Genomic DNA, 13,328 nt, shown 5'->3' with positions numbered 1-13,328 from the left:
CAAAATAGAAAACAGGGCTTACGTGCTCCACAATAAAAACATCAGCAATGTCTATAACGAATGAAACTGAGCTAACAGGCATACAAAAAGCGAGCGATGCCGTTGCCATCACCTTAAAGGCTATGATAGAATATGCTCAAGAGGGCATGTCCACGAAGGAGCTTGACGAATATGGAGCCGAAATATTAAAAAGTATGGGTGCAAAATCTGCTCCCGCTCTCACTTATGGTTTCCCAGGTTACACCTGTATCAGTATAAACAACGAATTTTGCCACGGAATACCTACGGCGGAAAGGATATTGCAAGAGGGCGATTTGATCAATATCGATGTATCTGCCGAATTAGATGGATATTGGGCTGATAATGGTTGTTCCTTTGTTATAGGAAAGGACATCTTTGAACACGAAAAATTGGTCAATGCATCGAAAGAAATTCTTCAAAAGGCAATCAATAATATTCGTGGTGGTGTGAAAATAGCCGATATTGGGCATCTAATCGAAACTGAGGCTAAAAAAAGAGGGTATAAAGTCATCAAGAACCTTGGCGGACATGGTGTAGGAAAAAGTCTGCACGAGGAGCCCGACGAACTGCTTAACTATAAAAACCGCTTCGACCAACGAAGATTTCGAAAAAATACCGTTGTTGCTATTGAAACCTTTATTTCAACGACCTCCACCTACGCAACCGAACTCAACGATGGCTGGACAATGGTTGGTGACAAAGGTGGATTCATGGCACAACACGAACATACGATTCTCGTTACCGATGGCTATCCCGTTATATTAACTGTACAGAATGCAATTTACTAGCCCGTAATAAGAAAATCCTTATAGGTCTTTTCGAACAAGTTATTGAAAGCTATCGAAAAGACCTATTTTCTTTAAATAAGACTCCAAACTTGTGGTATAGTGCATCAACCCTTTACATCAGGATAGAGGTTGTTAAAAAAATTAAGGGGCCTCTCATAATGAGAAAACCCCCAAATAATATATTTTTATGGCTAAATAATTTTTGTCAAACCCAAAGATTAATCCCACTGGATAACTGACTACAGCAGTAAAAATAGCTTATTCTTCTCAGCAAAAAAGTGATGAAAATCACTTTTCATAAAATTTTTATTCTCCTGTTCAAAATTCAGCTTCACTCGTCTTCACATTTCCCTCAACTATTGTCTTTTAACTGTTTTGAAAACTATTTTGAAAAACACCAAACATTAGAAAACCTTTGTTCCAAACTCTTCGCTTCCAACCCTTACTCCTTGCTCAGCTGCCTGAATAAACATGCAGAATAAAACGCTACGATAATATTTGTATTTCGGCTGGTGTAACTTATAAAGTTTAGTATTTTTGATCGATTAAAGTAATCTAGATTGAGAACAATAAAATTCCATAAGGGAGAATGCGGTGTTGACTTCTTGTTGAATGTCCTCAACGAAATAGAAACGGATTATACACATCAAGAAACTTACCATAAAGACTTTTTTGAAATTCTATTTTTCAAAAAAGCGAAAGGCAGATTGATATTGGGGCAAGAGATCCTCTCCTTGTCCGACAATTCAATTATCTTTATTTCAGCTTTTCAGAAACATACCTGGGAACTGGATCCTGAACACCTTGAGTTTACAACATTGATTTTTCAGGAAGACTTTTTAAATGATTTCTTTTCGGATAAATTATTCACATACAAACTATTATATTTCTACCAGCTTAGTTATGTACCACAGATTATAGCAGATGACACACATATGTCAAAATTCTTAGGTCTTCTCGCCGAAATTAAACTTGAACTCATGGAAACCCAAGCAGATAGCGTCCATATTATTCGTTCTTTACTTTATTACCTATTGCAAACTTTAAACCGAAAATATGCACGCTTAAATATGCTTCCGAACCAAAAAGCGGAAAATAACTTCGCCTATCAATTCAAAGAGCTTATGGAACAGTTCATTCGGGAGAAACAACGGGTAAACGAATATGCGACACTTATGGGAATAAGTAGGATTACACTAAATCAGGCCGTTAAGGCACAGTTTAATACCACAGCTGCCCACTTACTTCGACAACGGTTACTATTTGAGATTCAGGATCTGCTGATCCACTCTGACCATTCCGTTAATCAAATTGCTTTTGCTCTTAACTTTTCAGAACCCAATCATTTAATGCGTTTTTTTAAAACTCAAACTGGAAAAACCATAAGTGCATTTATTCAGGAATTCAAGTAAATGTTGAATTATCTATTATACAAATTGTCGCTATGGAAATCGGGCCATGCAGATCGGCCTCCCCATGGCCCGATTTCCCTATAAATCAATAGCGTGCCAAGTACGTCTCGGTATCCTGAACCTGCGCATAAAAGAACGCCAAAGCAGCAAGAAAGGCATGCTGAACATCCAGTGCAGCAACTACGGAACCATTAATCTCAAGATCTCGCGTTGCACAGGCATCAGCAATTACAGTACATGAAAAACCTAAATCGACAGCGGCGCGTACCGTAGCGTCGATACACATATGGGTCATCATGCCTACGACAACAAGTTTCTCGACCTTATTGCTGCGAAGGTAATCCAATAATTCTGTCTCTCTAAAGCTGTTGGGAAAATGTTTACGTATTACTAGCTCGTTTGGCATTGGACTCACGCTTTCATGAATTTCGGCAGCTCTTGTGCCATCAATAAAGAATGGCATTGCTTTTGGATCTGAGGAAATATGTTGGATATGAACCACAGGTAACTTTTCTCGCCTAAATTGGTCGATCACTCTTCTGGCGTTCATCCCTGCCTTTAAGGGATCCACAAGTTCCATTCCGCCATCTTCAAAATACTCGTTTTGAATATCAATGACTATTAATGCGCTATTTCTCATCTATTTTATGAATTAAGTTTAATACAAAATTAAGCTGGATTTAGCGGCGATGACCTACCAATAAATCACCAAATACTACCATTTTGATAAGAGCGATAAGACGGATGGATAGAAAGTTATGTAATGTTTTACTAATATTTCGATCAAAAAATCACCAACAAAAGCTAACTTCGCTGCATATACACGTCACATACAGTGATAAATCGTAATAATAGATATCATGGCATTGAAAGAATTACAACACAGCAAAATATATGGCGCAGATAACGGTGGCACTCCATTAATTGTCCTACATGGGCTTTTTGGCATGGCAGACAACTGGGGATCCTTTGGTCGTAGTTTTGGCGAGAAAAGACAGGTACATCTACTCGATCTTCGTAATCACGGACGAAGTTTCCATAGTGAAGATATGTCGGTGGAAGTTATGGTAGACGATCTGCTGTCCTATATTGCATCCATTGGAGCAGATAAAGTATTGCTATTGGGCCATTCTCTAGGCGGAAAAGTAGCGATGCAATTTGCTATTGACCATCCTGAAAAGATTGAAAAACTGATCATCGCTGATATAGCTCCGAAAGCTTATCCTCCACATCATGAGGACATATTCGACGCGCTATCTGCTGTAGATATTACAACACTAGAAAACAGGAAAGATGTACAAGTAAAGATTGAACACTACTTGAGCGATCCGGGTGTTATCCAATTTTTATTGAAAAATGTATATATCAGAGAAGATCGAAAATTAGATTGGCGCTTTAATCTGGATGTTTTAAAAAATAAATATACGGAGTTTATTACTGTCGGGGTAAAATCAGGAATATTCAACGGCCCCACATTATTTCTACCAGGAGAAAAATCAAGATACATATTACCTGAAGATAAGATTAAGATCAGGGAACAATTTCCAAATGCCGTATTTAAAACAATTCCTAATGCTGGTCACTGGGTTCAAGCTGAAATCCACAGGTATTCGACGCATTCGTTGCCGAGTTTTTAGATTGATAAAAATAAGATACATTGAATGTCTACTCCGACTTGTTGGTCCTTAAAACCTCTCGTAAGATGTAGACATTCAATTCTATTATTTCAACGCCTTTGCGTAGGTCTTATCGCACGATCACGGGCAATCTGATGGTCAACCATAGGCTCACAATAGGCTGGAGTACCTAATTCAGGAACCCATTGCTTTATATATTCCTGATTTTTATCGAACTTCTCAGCCTGAAGCGTCGGATTAAAAACCCTGAAATACGGGGCTGCGTCACAGCCACTGCCTGAGGCCCATTGCCAGTTACCATTATTGGCCGACAGATCATAATCATTTAATTTTTGCGCAAAGTAGGCCTCCCCCCATCTCCAGTCAATCAAAAGGTGTTTACAAAGAAAACTGGCTACGACCATTCGTACGCGATTGTGCATATAACCGGAAGTATTCAATTGGCGCATACCCGCATCTACTAAAGGATATCCGGTCTGTCCTTCACACCATTGCTGGAATTCTACCTCATCGTTCCGCCATTGTATGGCGTCGTATTGCTTTCTAAAGGATTCGGTAACAACATGCGGATAGTGATAGAGAATCTGCATAAAAAATTCACGCCAGATCAATTCAGACAACCAGGTCGCATTGTGTTTGAAAGCAAAGGTAACACACCGACGTACACTGATTGTTCCAAAACGAAGTGCTATCCCCAAATGAGTAGTGCCCATTAACGCTGGATAATCGCGGGTTTTATCATAGTGATCAATGATAGTAGCATCCAGGTGTGGTTCTTTAAAGCTAAGATCGGTCTCTAAAAAACCTAAGTTCTCCAAAGAAATGATCTGCTGATGCTTTTGCTGAACGAAGGATTCCATTGCGTAGGTATAGGAACGATGGTCATCAGGACGTAATTTCTCACGCCATTTTTTTGCATAAGGCGTATAAACCGTATATGGTGTCCCATCATTCTTTAAGATATCTACTTTATCAAAAATAACCTGATCTTTCACAGCTTTGAAGGGAATTCCCTTAGCTTGACAGAACTCAAAAATTTCTTTGTCCCGCGCAATTGCCATTGGCTCATAGTCCCGATTACAATAGACGCCCTGCACATCAAATTTTTCAACCAAGTCCCTGTAGATAGCGATAGGTTTACCATAGAACGTATTCAACGTTGCACCACTTTCCCCTAGTATAGTATTGATACGGGTTAAAGCCTGATGGATGTAATGAAGACGTCGATCCCTTTTATCCTCCAATTGCTTCAAAATTTCCTCGTCAAATATGAAAATAGGTAATACGGGATAACCCAAAGCCAGCGCGCGAGCAAGCCCGGCATTATCATCCAGCCGTAAATCACGACGAAACCAAAACACAATAATTTTATTTTTTTCCATAAAAACGACCAATATTTACCATCATTACCCATGTTAACAATTTTAAAGGGTAAAAGGTTAACTCAATAATTAGGTAAAAATACCTCTATAAACAGACTGAACCATCAAAGGTACTTGAAATTCCCCTTGATGGTTCAGCATTGAATAATTTTATTGTGCTAGTTTTTCAAACTTGCCATGTCAATAACAAACCGGTATTTAACATCACTTTTCAATAGTCTATCATAAGCATGATTGATATCCTGCATTTTAATCAGCTCTATGTCGGATATAATATTGTGTTTACCACAAAAATCAAGCATCTCCTGTGTTTCGGCTATCCCCCCGATCATCGAACCTGAAAAACTCTTTCGTGTTGGAATCAGGCTAAAAGGAGCCACAGGAAGTGGATGCTCCGGAGCACCAACAAGAGTAAGGGAACCATCTCGTTTCAATAAACTTAAATAGGCATTGATGTCATGCTGTGCCGAAACGCAATCTAAAATGAAATGTAAAGTTCCCGCATGCGCTTTCATTTGTTCTGCATCAGTTGACAAGATCACTTCATCGGCACCTAAACGTTTGGCGTCATCCACTTTAGACGCAGACGTTGTAATGACAACAACTTGTGCTCCCATTGCTTTCGCTATTTTTACCCCCATGTGTCCCAAGCCGCCGATACCTACGATACCTACTTTTTTTCCTGGTCCCACATTCCAATGCCTCAAAGGCGAATAAGTGGTAATTCCAGCACATAATAAAGGCGCTGTTGCTGCAAGATCCAAATTTTCAGGAATGTGGAGCACAAAATCCTGGTCTACTACAACGCGTTCGGAATAACCGCCGAATGTCTGTTTATTAAGGTGCTTATCGTGTCCATTGTAGGTTTGAATATTTCCATTTTCACAATATTGTTCCAGTCCTTCCTTACAACTTTCACATTCGCGACAACTATCTACCATACAGCCTACACCAGCCAAATCGCCGACTTTAAACTTGGTTACCGCTGAGCCAACTTGAGTAATTCGCCCTACAATTTCATGGCCGGGTACATTCGGATAAACGGTCCCACCCCATTCGTTTCGCGCTGTATGTAAATCCGAATGGCAAACTCCACAAAATAAGATATCAATCTCGACATCTTTCTCCGTCACTTCGCGACGTTCAATATCCATCTGTTTTAGATCGGCCGTTGGTGCACTTGTTCCAAAAGCTCTAATTGAAAATGTACTCATACTTGATAAAATTGTTGTTTTCTGTTTTAAATGACTGCATAAAATTCCTATGTACAACACAGATTCCATCCGCACGATAAAATTAACCAATGGATGGAAAAAATGTTTTGAAGGAACGATAACAAAAGTAAAAAGCAACTTTCAGAATTATGTTGCCATAAAGCTCAAGTTGCTGTTTCTTTACGGCTCACCGCATCATGCTTGAACATCTGCGATAAGCTAAGCTTTGTAAACCGCACGGGTTCGTCAGGATTTTCTACCTGTACAGACGGATTAATCAGTATCTTCTACCTGTACAAATTGCATTGCCAACCCCTGTTTCTGGCAGATGTTCAGAATAGAAAATTCCAATCGGGTACTAATCCGCAGGACAAGCAAAAATTGCTGATCATCCAACAATAAATCAATATTTTTTATCTCCGGGAAACTCTGATAGAGAAAATGATAAATCTCGCTGGCTTTCCACTTCAGCTTACGAGATAAAGAATAAACAACTTTATACATATTTAGATTATTTCAAAATTTTAACGGCAATTTGTTGTAATTGGTGGTTCAAAAAAGGCATCTGTTTCAGTTCCTCAAAATCTCGGGCTAGTCGAACCTTTTTATTTTCATTTTCCAGCGCAAGAGCGAGGCTATCCAAGCTCTCCACATCATTGTGTATCAATAAATAACAATCAATATCGGGATCCAGTACCCCCATCATTTCAGGACGGATCGTTTCCTCTGTCTCCACCATGACCAAAACGCATCTTTCTGATGCAAAGCTATCCACCGACTTGCCTACTTTCGCATTTAACACCATAGTTGTCATCCTGTTTATTGTCTGTATAAAAAGAATCGATCAATCAAAATAGACATATTTTGTATTTTTGTCGAAACCACCTTCTAAAAAAAGAACCATATACGTCCCTATTATTTACAATAACTTTTTCTCGTTATCCTGTCGAATGGCTAGCGCAGCCCCTTAACACATATACTTGTCAACCAGGAAAGCCTAGCTTCAAAATCCGGAAAACGATCAAAAAGTAAAACTTCCTGCTCAAAACAACGTGATGTTGTCACTAACATTTCCGATAAAAACAGGATATCCTTTTCCTCCAAGGCCTGAATTTCTTCTTTCCTAACGGCTAATTCAATCATTTCACGAATCAGCTTAATCTCGTCGTCCAGCATGTAACGTGTTTTTGAAACCATCAGGGCCGGATCGGATTTCATATCTTCGAATGCGAGATGAAAACGTTTCGTAATTAAATTAATCTGACGTAGTTTTGCTTGTAAAAAACCAACTAAATTATCTTCCAGTGAAGCGTCCCTGTTATAAGTTTTACTCGCGACCTCAAACACTTGCTGACATAAGTACTCCGCAATCGCATCAAAGACATCCATCTTACTGGTAAAGTAGTAATATAACGTGCTCCGCCCCTTTCCACAAGCTTTTGAAATATCCTGCATGGAAACCCTTGCAAATCCATAGGTTTCAAACACTTTCATGGATGATAAGATAATTTCCTCTTTAATATTTTCTTGTTGACCTGTCATTAATCGACAAATCTACAAAAAATGTCGAAAAATCAATTCACCCAGCCAACTTTTTTCGCCACTCATTATAGGTGTCGTTCTCCTGATCCAGAAATGGAATTCGCTTCACATCTTCAATTTTATTCATTTCTTTAGGATTAAGGGGTAAAAGGTTCATTGTGCTCCTTAAGCTGTTTATTGCATTTTTATCTTCCATGGGATAAATACTGCCACAGCTGCTTAACTGTGTCCCATAACGTTGCGGCTTACTTTTGAAAACCTGAATTCGATCGTGCAAATAAGCCAGATTTGCGAGATTGATGTCCATGATATTATCAAGAAGCAACTGATAACAATCTTGCATAAATTGAGGTTCTCCTATCGCATGCTGAACAATCAGCCAAGCTGAATTGCTAGCTGCTTCGCCGACTTTTGAAATAGTTGGATAACCTATTTCGGCAATGATTTCACGTAATCTTTTTGCATTCCGTCGGTGAATTGTTTCCATCTCCACATGATATCCACCATGAAGCTCTCCCCTCTGCAATAACTTTTCCCGCATTGATTCGTCGTCCTGCGCTAATCGGATAATCTCTTCCGCAATATTTCTATATAACAGCTCAATTTTCTAAAATTTTTAATACGTATTTTACTTCTCTAAATCCTTTCCGCCTCGGCCGGTAACCTATTACATTCATAAGCTATCTTGCTCAACTATTGCTAGATTACATTTGATTTGAATACATCGACGGAAATACACTACGTTTTATGTATAATCTTATTCAGGTGACTTACATCAGTCAGCCCAAATTCAGCGACAATTCCTTTAAGGTAACTCTTCCTGTTGCTATTCTTTGACGTATTAATGTATTGCGGTAGTTTTGAATATATTCGCGTAAGGTAATTCCTGCCTGACGTTTAAAGTAAATACCGAGATAATCGTTGGCAATATTAAAATGCTCCGCCATTATTTGTATCCGTAAACGATTGGGATCGTAAATATTTTTATGGATATAACAAAACATGGCCTGCAGGTCACGGCTTTTAAAACTATTGCTACGCAATTCGGGCATATTCCGCTGCAAAACATGTACAACACTGAATAATTGGAACCAAATAAGCTCCTGATTTACAATTTGATCTTTTCTTAATAAGAGAAGGGTATCAAAGATCAGTGTTATTATCGCATTATCTTCTCCAACTAACTGAAACCCCATCTGATGAGTTTCTCTACTTTTTATAAGATATTCCAGCTGTTGTATAGCGGACGTAGAACCCGAACTGTTACGACAAAGGTAGGCGTCGGTGAACTTAAGATATACAAAATGGGTGAGTTGTTCGATTTCAAAATAATGTTGGTCATCTGGCCCTAGTAGAAAGATCGACCCTGCTTTGTAAGGAAATGAATGCCCATTAACAATATGTCGCCCTGTCCCTCACGAATAAAAATGAACTCGTAATGATTGTGATTGTGTTCCGGATGAGTCCATTCAAGTATCTTAAACCCTGAAATAAGCACCGGTTCAAACTGACGATAACGTTTCATTTCAGAAATATACCTAATTATATTGGATTTTTACATTAAAACCCACTAAGCTTCCAACTAACTTTGGCCCTATAAGTAATATAGAAAGATGAAGACTAGAAAAAACACCGCTTTAGTTGTTGGCGCCAATGGCGTTGTTGGCAACAATCTCATAGACTATCTTGAAAAGATGGAGGAATGGGAAATTATAGGTTTATCACGACGAGCAAATGCCGATCGGGCTAACGTTCGTTTTATCGCTGTAGATTTATTGGATATAGCCGATTGTCTCAAAAAGCTAGGCAACTTGGATACCGTAACCCATATTTACTACGTTGCTTATCAGGATAGACCGACCTGGGCTGAGCTAGTGGAGCCCAATATGAAAATGCTAAGCAATGTTTTGACCGCGGTGGAACCGGTAGCAAGTGATCTTCAGCACATCAGCTTAATGCAAGGGTATAAAGTATATGGTGCTCATCTGGGCCCTTTCAAGACACCAGCCAAAGAATCAGATGCCGGACATATGCCGCCGGAATTCAATACCAGCCAACAGCAATACCTCGAACAATTGCAAAAGGGTAAGAAATGGACTTGGTCAGCGATGCGTCCGTCAGTTGTTGGTGGAACGGCCCCCAATAATCCCATGAATCTAGCGATGCTCATTGCTGTATATGCATCTATCTCAAAAGAACTCGGTATTCCACTTCGATTTCCAGGAAAAATTGGCGCTTTTCAGACATTGATGGAAATGACCGATGCAACACTATTAGCCAAAGCAACGGTATGGGCCTCGACCAATCCACAAGCGGCCAATCAAGCCTTCAACATTAACAACGGCGATCTCTTCCGCTGGAAGGAACTATGGCCCAAATTAGCGGCCTATTTTGATATGGAAAGCGCTGATCCTATTCCGCTATCACTCAACACAATGATGGCAGACAAGGAGCCTATATGGCAAAAATTAAAAGAAAAGCATTTATTAAGCTATAGCTATGATCAAGTTTCAGCTTGGCCTTTTGGCGATTTTGTATTTTCTTGGGATAATGATTTTTTTGCCGATGGCACAAAGGCAAGGCGTCTCGGCTTTCATGAATTTATGGACACCGAACAAATGTTTTATCAGCTCTTTGACGAAATGCGTAAAAAAAGAATAATTCCATAATAGCAAAGATTAAATTTTACCGTCTATTTTTGTAACTTACCCGGCTCAAGCATAACCTTTACTTCATTGCAATTTCATCCGATATCATTTTATCGTTTCATAGTCAAAAGGATAGCAGATGTTTTGATAAAACAAACAATATGAATACAAAAAAAGCCTTTGTAGTTGGATCAGGAAAACTGGCAAACGCGATACTGGAAGCTGATTATTCCATCCCCAATGTAGAAATTCTACCTTGGCAGCCATCCATTACAACGTCGTCGCCATCGATCATTATACATGCCGGATCGGGTCGGGAGTTGCAAGATTGTCTTGATTTTTGTGCACGTACAGATTCGTTATTCATTGAACTGTCTACAGGACTAGAGACCGAAAAGCTCGAGACAGCGTTTCCACTTGTCATTTGCCCAAATACCTCCATACTTTTGCTAAAAACACTCCATATGCTTCAACAATTTGGTCATAATTTCAAAGACTACGAAATATCTATTATGGAGTCTCATCAGTCCTCCAAGCTTACTGAACCAGGTACAGCTTATCATATAGCCAATTCTTTACATGTCGCTCATGAACGCGTTATCTCTATTCGCGATGCAAAAACGCAAGCTTATAAAATCCATATTCCCGTTGCCTACTTAGAAAAGCATGCCTACCATCAGATTGTGATCAAAGATAAAAATGATGAAATTAAAATTGAGACCAAGGTCCTCGGACATGATTCTTATTCCAATGGTGTCAAAAAAATCCTTGAAGCATGTGTCAACAATAAATTAGCCAATAGAAGGCATACTGTGTTGGATTTGGTAGCTATGGGGCTACTTTAGTTAAACTTTCAATTTAGAAAGGAGCTTTCTACACAACGTCTAAAAATATGGGATTTGGAGTATTTATCTTTATACCGTTGCTGATAATTCTGCTGTTATGCGGGGTTATCACAAAAAGACGATTCTTCGGGTATGCAATTTTATCTCTGATCGGTGGCGCAATTATACTTTTTTCTTTGTCTCAATTTTTTCAATGGATCACGAGCCCAAAAATCCTAAAAAAAGAAGATTATTATGGTACCTACCACATAAAGCGTGACCTGTTCCCAGGAAAACAAGCTGACTGGCAATATAATAGTTACAATTTTGTCATAAAGGATAACGATTCGATTTATTTCAACGTCGTAAGTGCGGGTAAAGTATCCAAAGTTTACAAAGGCAAGATCGAAACAGTCTGTCCCTACCAATCCGCACGCTTAAAACTGTGGATGGACTTCCCCGCTCATCATATTCTTGCTTCAGATCCAACGGTATACCGAAGCCCTTTAGGCTTCTATTTGGTACTTTATTCGTCGAAATATAACAACGTTTTTTTTGAAAAAGACTGACATTGAAGCGTTATTTAACATGACAAGATATTTTCTCTATGTACAGATCACTGTCCTAGGTAACATGCATAAAAAAACACCAAAAAATGGTGTTTTCTTATTTTATAATAAATAATAGGATTAGTTTGCTAGCATCTATTTCCCTTTTGATCTTAGAAATCGCTTTGACAAATATTGCCGTACGGGTATATCGTATAACTTCAAACAGCCATATGCAAGCACAATACTTCCGATCACAACAGCCGCTGCTCCGGGCAAGGACTCTTCAAAACTCAGATTTTCATTCTTAACCCAAGCATAGTATAGATAGATAAAGGGATAATGTACCATATACAAAGGATAGGATATATCGCCTAAAAACTTGCAAAGCCAACTTGTAATACCATTACCGCCCTTGCCAGAAGCGCCTAACACAACGAGTAAAGGGAAAACCACGACACAACATAACGTGTCGTATAAACCATTCATCCATAGTTGCTCGGCACCACCAATGCGCGGCATAGCCAAAAGTGGCACTAGGATCAAACTACAAATCCAAAATGCGCCCTTGATCTGTAAAGACTTAAATACTCTAGATAAGAATAAGCCTGCTGTAAATGAAAACAAAAGACGAAGTGAACCCGCCGTAAATTCCGTTTCTGTGAGTGAAAAACCAGCACAGATATCTCCCAAAGGTCCTAATATCGCAAAGGCCGCCAACCCTATCCCGAATAAAACAACGAGCCCAGCCAATACTTTGGTTGAAAATCTACGAATAATCAATGCATACAGAATATTACCGATGTATTCGAAAAACAACGACCAGCTCGGCCCATTTAATGGAAACATCTCCCCAAGCCCTCTCACTTCTTGTCCTGGAATGGCAGGAATCAACAAGGCATTCAAAAGGGTCGCGATTGCCAGCGAAGAAAATGTCACCTTAGTCACATCCCAAACAGAACATCCCTGAAAATAAAACATGACTGCTCCAATGATCGCACCCATTACAACCATCGGATGTAAACGTATTATCCGACGCTTGATAAATTCTTTTATTGTCATTGTCTTCCAACGATCGTCATAAGCATAGCCCACGACAAAACCTGAAAGCATAAAGAAAAAGTCAACGGCCAAATAACCGTGATTAATACGCTGGTCTAAATGGCTCGTCGCAAAGGCTTCAAAAATATGAAAGCAAACAACAGTTATAGCTGCTACACCGCGTAACCCGTCAAGTACTGCATAATGTGGTTTGGTATCTGCATAAACGGAAGTCGGTATTTGAGTATCGGACATAAAAACAAAACGATTT

General features: G+C 39.2%; 15 protein-coding genes. 6 read left to right on the top strand and 9 right to left on the bottom strand.

All coding sequences use genetic code 11. The features are described 5' to 3' along the window. The first annotated feature begins 47 nt into the window (after positions 1–47). Together map and DTA23_RS23770 are read left to right on the top strand one after the other, a co-directional pair. The gene (gene map, locus DTA23_RS23775) at positions 48–809 is read left to right on the top strand and encodes a type I methionyl aminopeptidase (RefSeq protein WP_112376211.1); all 762 of its coding nucleotides are present in this window, start codon (positions 48–50) and stop codon (positions 807–809) included. Between the two features lie 560 nt (positions 810–1,369). Continuing rightward, positions 1,370–2,221: a helix-turn-helix domain-containing protein gene (locus DTA23_RS23770; protein ID WP_204991072.1), complete on the top strand. Its 852-nt coding sequence runs from the start codon at positions 1,370–1,372 to the stop codon at positions 2,219–2,221. Positions 2,222–2,306: 85 nt separating this feature from the next. Here DTA23_RS23770 and DTA23_RS23765 read toward each other — a convergent pair whose 3' ends face one another. Further along, positions 2,307–2,861: a cysteine hydrolase family protein gene (locus DTA23_RS23765; protein ID WP_046674600.1), complete on the bottom strand. Its 555-nt coding sequence runs from the start codon at positions 2,859–2,861 to the stop codon at positions 2,307–2,309. A 220-nt stretch (positions 2,862–3,081) separates the two neighbouring features. On the opposite strand from DTA23_RS23765, the gene DTA23_RS23760 reads away from it, so the two are divergent. Further along, on the top strand, positions 3,082–3,858 hold the full coding sequence (locus DTA23_RS23760; protein WP_112376210.1) for an alpha/beta fold hydrolase: 777 nt from the start codon (positions 3,082–3,084) through the stop codon (positions 3,856–3,858). Between the two features lie 89 nt (positions 3,859–3,947). Here DTA23_RS23760 and DTA23_RS23755 read toward each other — a convergent pair whose 3' ends face one another. The 7 genes from DTA23_RS23755 to DTA23_RS23725 form a co-directional block, all read right to left on the bottom strand. Next, on the bottom strand, positions 3,948–5,240 hold the full coding sequence (locus DTA23_RS23755; RefSeq protein ID WP_112376209.1) for a cryptochrome/photolyase family protein: 1,293 nt from the start codon (positions 5,238–5,240) through the stop codon (positions 3,948–3,950). 158 nt (positions 5,241–5,398) lie between these two features. Beyond that, complete coding sequence (locus DTA23_RS23750) at positions 5,399–6,454, bottom strand: NAD(P)-dependent alcohol dehydrogenase (protein ID WP_112376208.1); 1,056 nt, start codon at positions 6,452–6,454, stop codon at positions 5,399–5,401. Between the two features lie 273 nt (positions 6,455–6,727). Further along, a complete protein-coding gene (locus DTA23_RS23745; RefSeq protein ID WP_046674596.1) occupies positions 6,728–6,958 on the bottom strand; it encodes a hypothetical protein in 231 nt (76 codons plus the stop codon). 7 nt (positions 6,959–6,965) lie between these two features. After that, positions 6,966–7,259 carry a hypothetical protein gene (locus DTA23_RS23740; protein WP_070565396.1) on the bottom strand — a complete coding sequence of 98 codons (294 nt, stop codon included), beginning with the start codon at positions 7,257–7,259 and terminating at the stop codon, positions 6,966–6,968. A 149-nt stretch (positions 7,260–7,408) separates the two neighbouring features. Further along, a complete protein-coding gene (locus DTA23_RS23735; RefSeq protein WP_070565398.1) occupies positions 7,409–7,996 on the bottom strand; it encodes a TetR/AcrR family transcriptional regulator in 588 nt (195 codons plus the stop codon). A gap of 37 nt (positions 7,997–8,033) precedes the next feature. After that, the gene (locus DTA23_RS23730; RefSeq protein ID WP_370445166.1) at positions 8,034–8,564 is read right to left on the bottom strand and encodes a DUF6624 domain-containing protein; all 531 of its coding nucleotides are present in this window, start codon (positions 8,562–8,564) and stop codon (positions 8,034–8,036) included. Between the two features lie 211 nt (positions 8,565–8,775). Continuing rightward, positions 8,776–9,192 (bottom strand): helix-turn-helix transcriptional regulator, encoded by a 417-nt coding sequence (locus DTA23_RS23725; RefSeq protein ID WP_112376206.1) that lies wholly within the window; start codon positions 9,190–9,192, stop codon positions 8,776–8,778. 417 nt (positions 9,193–9,609) lie between these two features. Between DTA23_RS23725 and DTA23_RS23720 the strand changes: the two genes are divergently transcribed. The 3 genes from DTA23_RS23720 (at position 9,610) to DTA23_RS23710 (ending at position 12,037) form a co-directional block, all read left to right on the top strand. Next, positions 9,610–10,665, top strand: coding sequence for an SDR family oxidoreductase (locus tag DTA23_RS23720; protein ID WP_112376205.1), 1,056 nt, complete (start codon positions 9,610–9,612; stop codon positions 10,663–10,665). A 140-nt stretch (positions 10,666–10,805) separates the two neighbouring features. Next, on the top strand, positions 10,806–11,489 hold the full coding sequence (locus tag DTA23_RS23715) for a dihydrodipicolinate reductase C-terminal domain-containing protein (RefSeq protein WP_112376204.1): 684 nt from the start codon (positions 10,806–10,808) through the stop codon (positions 11,487–11,489). Positions 11,490–11,536: 47 nt separating this feature from the next. Further along, positions 11,537–12,037: a hypothetical protein gene (locus DTA23_RS23710; RefSeq protein ID WP_112376203.1), complete on the top strand. Its 501-nt coding sequence runs from the start codon at positions 11,537–11,539 to the stop codon at positions 12,035–12,037. A gap of 135 nt (positions 12,038–12,172) precedes the next feature. On the opposite strand, the gene DTA23_RS23705 is transcribed toward DTA23_RS23710, so the two are convergent. After that, entirely contained in the window at positions 12,173–13,312 is a 1,140-nt protein-coding gene (locus DTA23_RS23705; RefSeq protein WP_112376202.1) for an acyltransferase family protein, read from the bottom strand. Between the last annotated feature and the right edge of the window lie 16 nt (positions 13,313–13,328).

Source organism: Sphingobacterium multivorum (genome assembly GCF_900457465.1).
Classification (GTDB): Bacteria; Bacteroidota; Bacteroidia; order Sphingobacteriales; family Sphingobacteriaceae; genus Sphingobacterium; species Sphingobacterium multivorum.
The sequence above is the reverse complement of the archived record's forward strand: the minus strand, read 5'-3'. Positions and strand labels throughout refer to the sequence as shown.

What these genes read in the sequence shown, in the direction of transcription:
- map (WP_112376211.1), top strand. Translation starts at nt 48, where the DNA reads ATGTCTATAACGAATGAAACTGAGCTAACAGGCATACAAAAAGCGAGC.
- DTA23_RS23765 (WP_046674600.1), bottom strand. Translation starts at nt 2,861, where the DNA reads ATGAGAAATAGCGCATTAATAGTCATTGATATTCAAAACGAGTATTTT.
- DTA23_RS23760 (WP_112376210.1), top strand. Translation starts at nt 3,082, where the DNA reads ATGGCATTGAAAGAATTACAACACAGCAAAATATATGGCGCAGATAAC.
- DTA23_RS23755 (WP_112376209.1), bottom strand. Translation starts at nt 5,240, where the DNA reads ATGGAAAAAAATAAAATTATTGTGTTTTGGTTTCGTCGTGATTTACGG.
- DTA23_RS23750 (WP_112376208.1), bottom strand. Translation starts at nt 6,454, where the DNA reads ATGAGTACATTTTCAATTAGAGCTTTTGGAACAAGTGCACCAACGGCC.
- DTA23_RS23745 (WP_046674596.1), bottom strand. Translation starts at nt 6,958, where the DNA reads ATGTATAAAGTTGTTTATTCTTTATCTCGTAAGCTGAAGTGGAAAGCC.
- DTA23_RS23740 (WP_070565396.1), bottom strand. Translation starts at nt 7,259, where the DNA reads ATGGTGTTAAATGCGAAAGTAGGCAAGTCGGTGGATAGCTTTGCATCA.
- DTA23_RS23735 (WP_070565398.1), bottom strand. Translation starts at nt 7,996, where the DNA reads ATGACAGGTCAACAAGAAAATATTAAAGAGGAAATTATCTTATCATCC.
- DTA23_RS23725 (WP_112376206.1), bottom strand. Translation starts at nt 9,192, where the DNA reads ATGGGGTTTCAGTTAGTTGGAGAAGATAATGCGATAATAACACTGATC.
- DTA23_RS23720 (WP_112376205.1), top strand. Translation starts at nt 9,610, where the DNA reads ATGAAGACTAGAAAAAACACCGCTTTAGTTGTTGGCGCCAATGGCGTT.
- DTA23_RS23715 (WP_112376204.1), top strand. Translation starts at nt 10,806, where the DNA reads ATGAATACAAAAAAAGCCTTTGTAGTTGGATCAGGAAAACTGGCAAAC.
- DTA23_RS23710 (WP_112376203.1), top strand. Translation starts at nt 11,537, where the DNA reads ATGGGATTTGGAGTATTTATCTTTATACCGTTGCTGATAATTCTGCTG.
- DTA23_RS23705 (WP_112376202.1), bottom strand. Translation starts at nt 13,312, where the DNA reads ATGTCCGATACTCAAATACCGACTTCCGTTTATGCAGATACCAAACCA.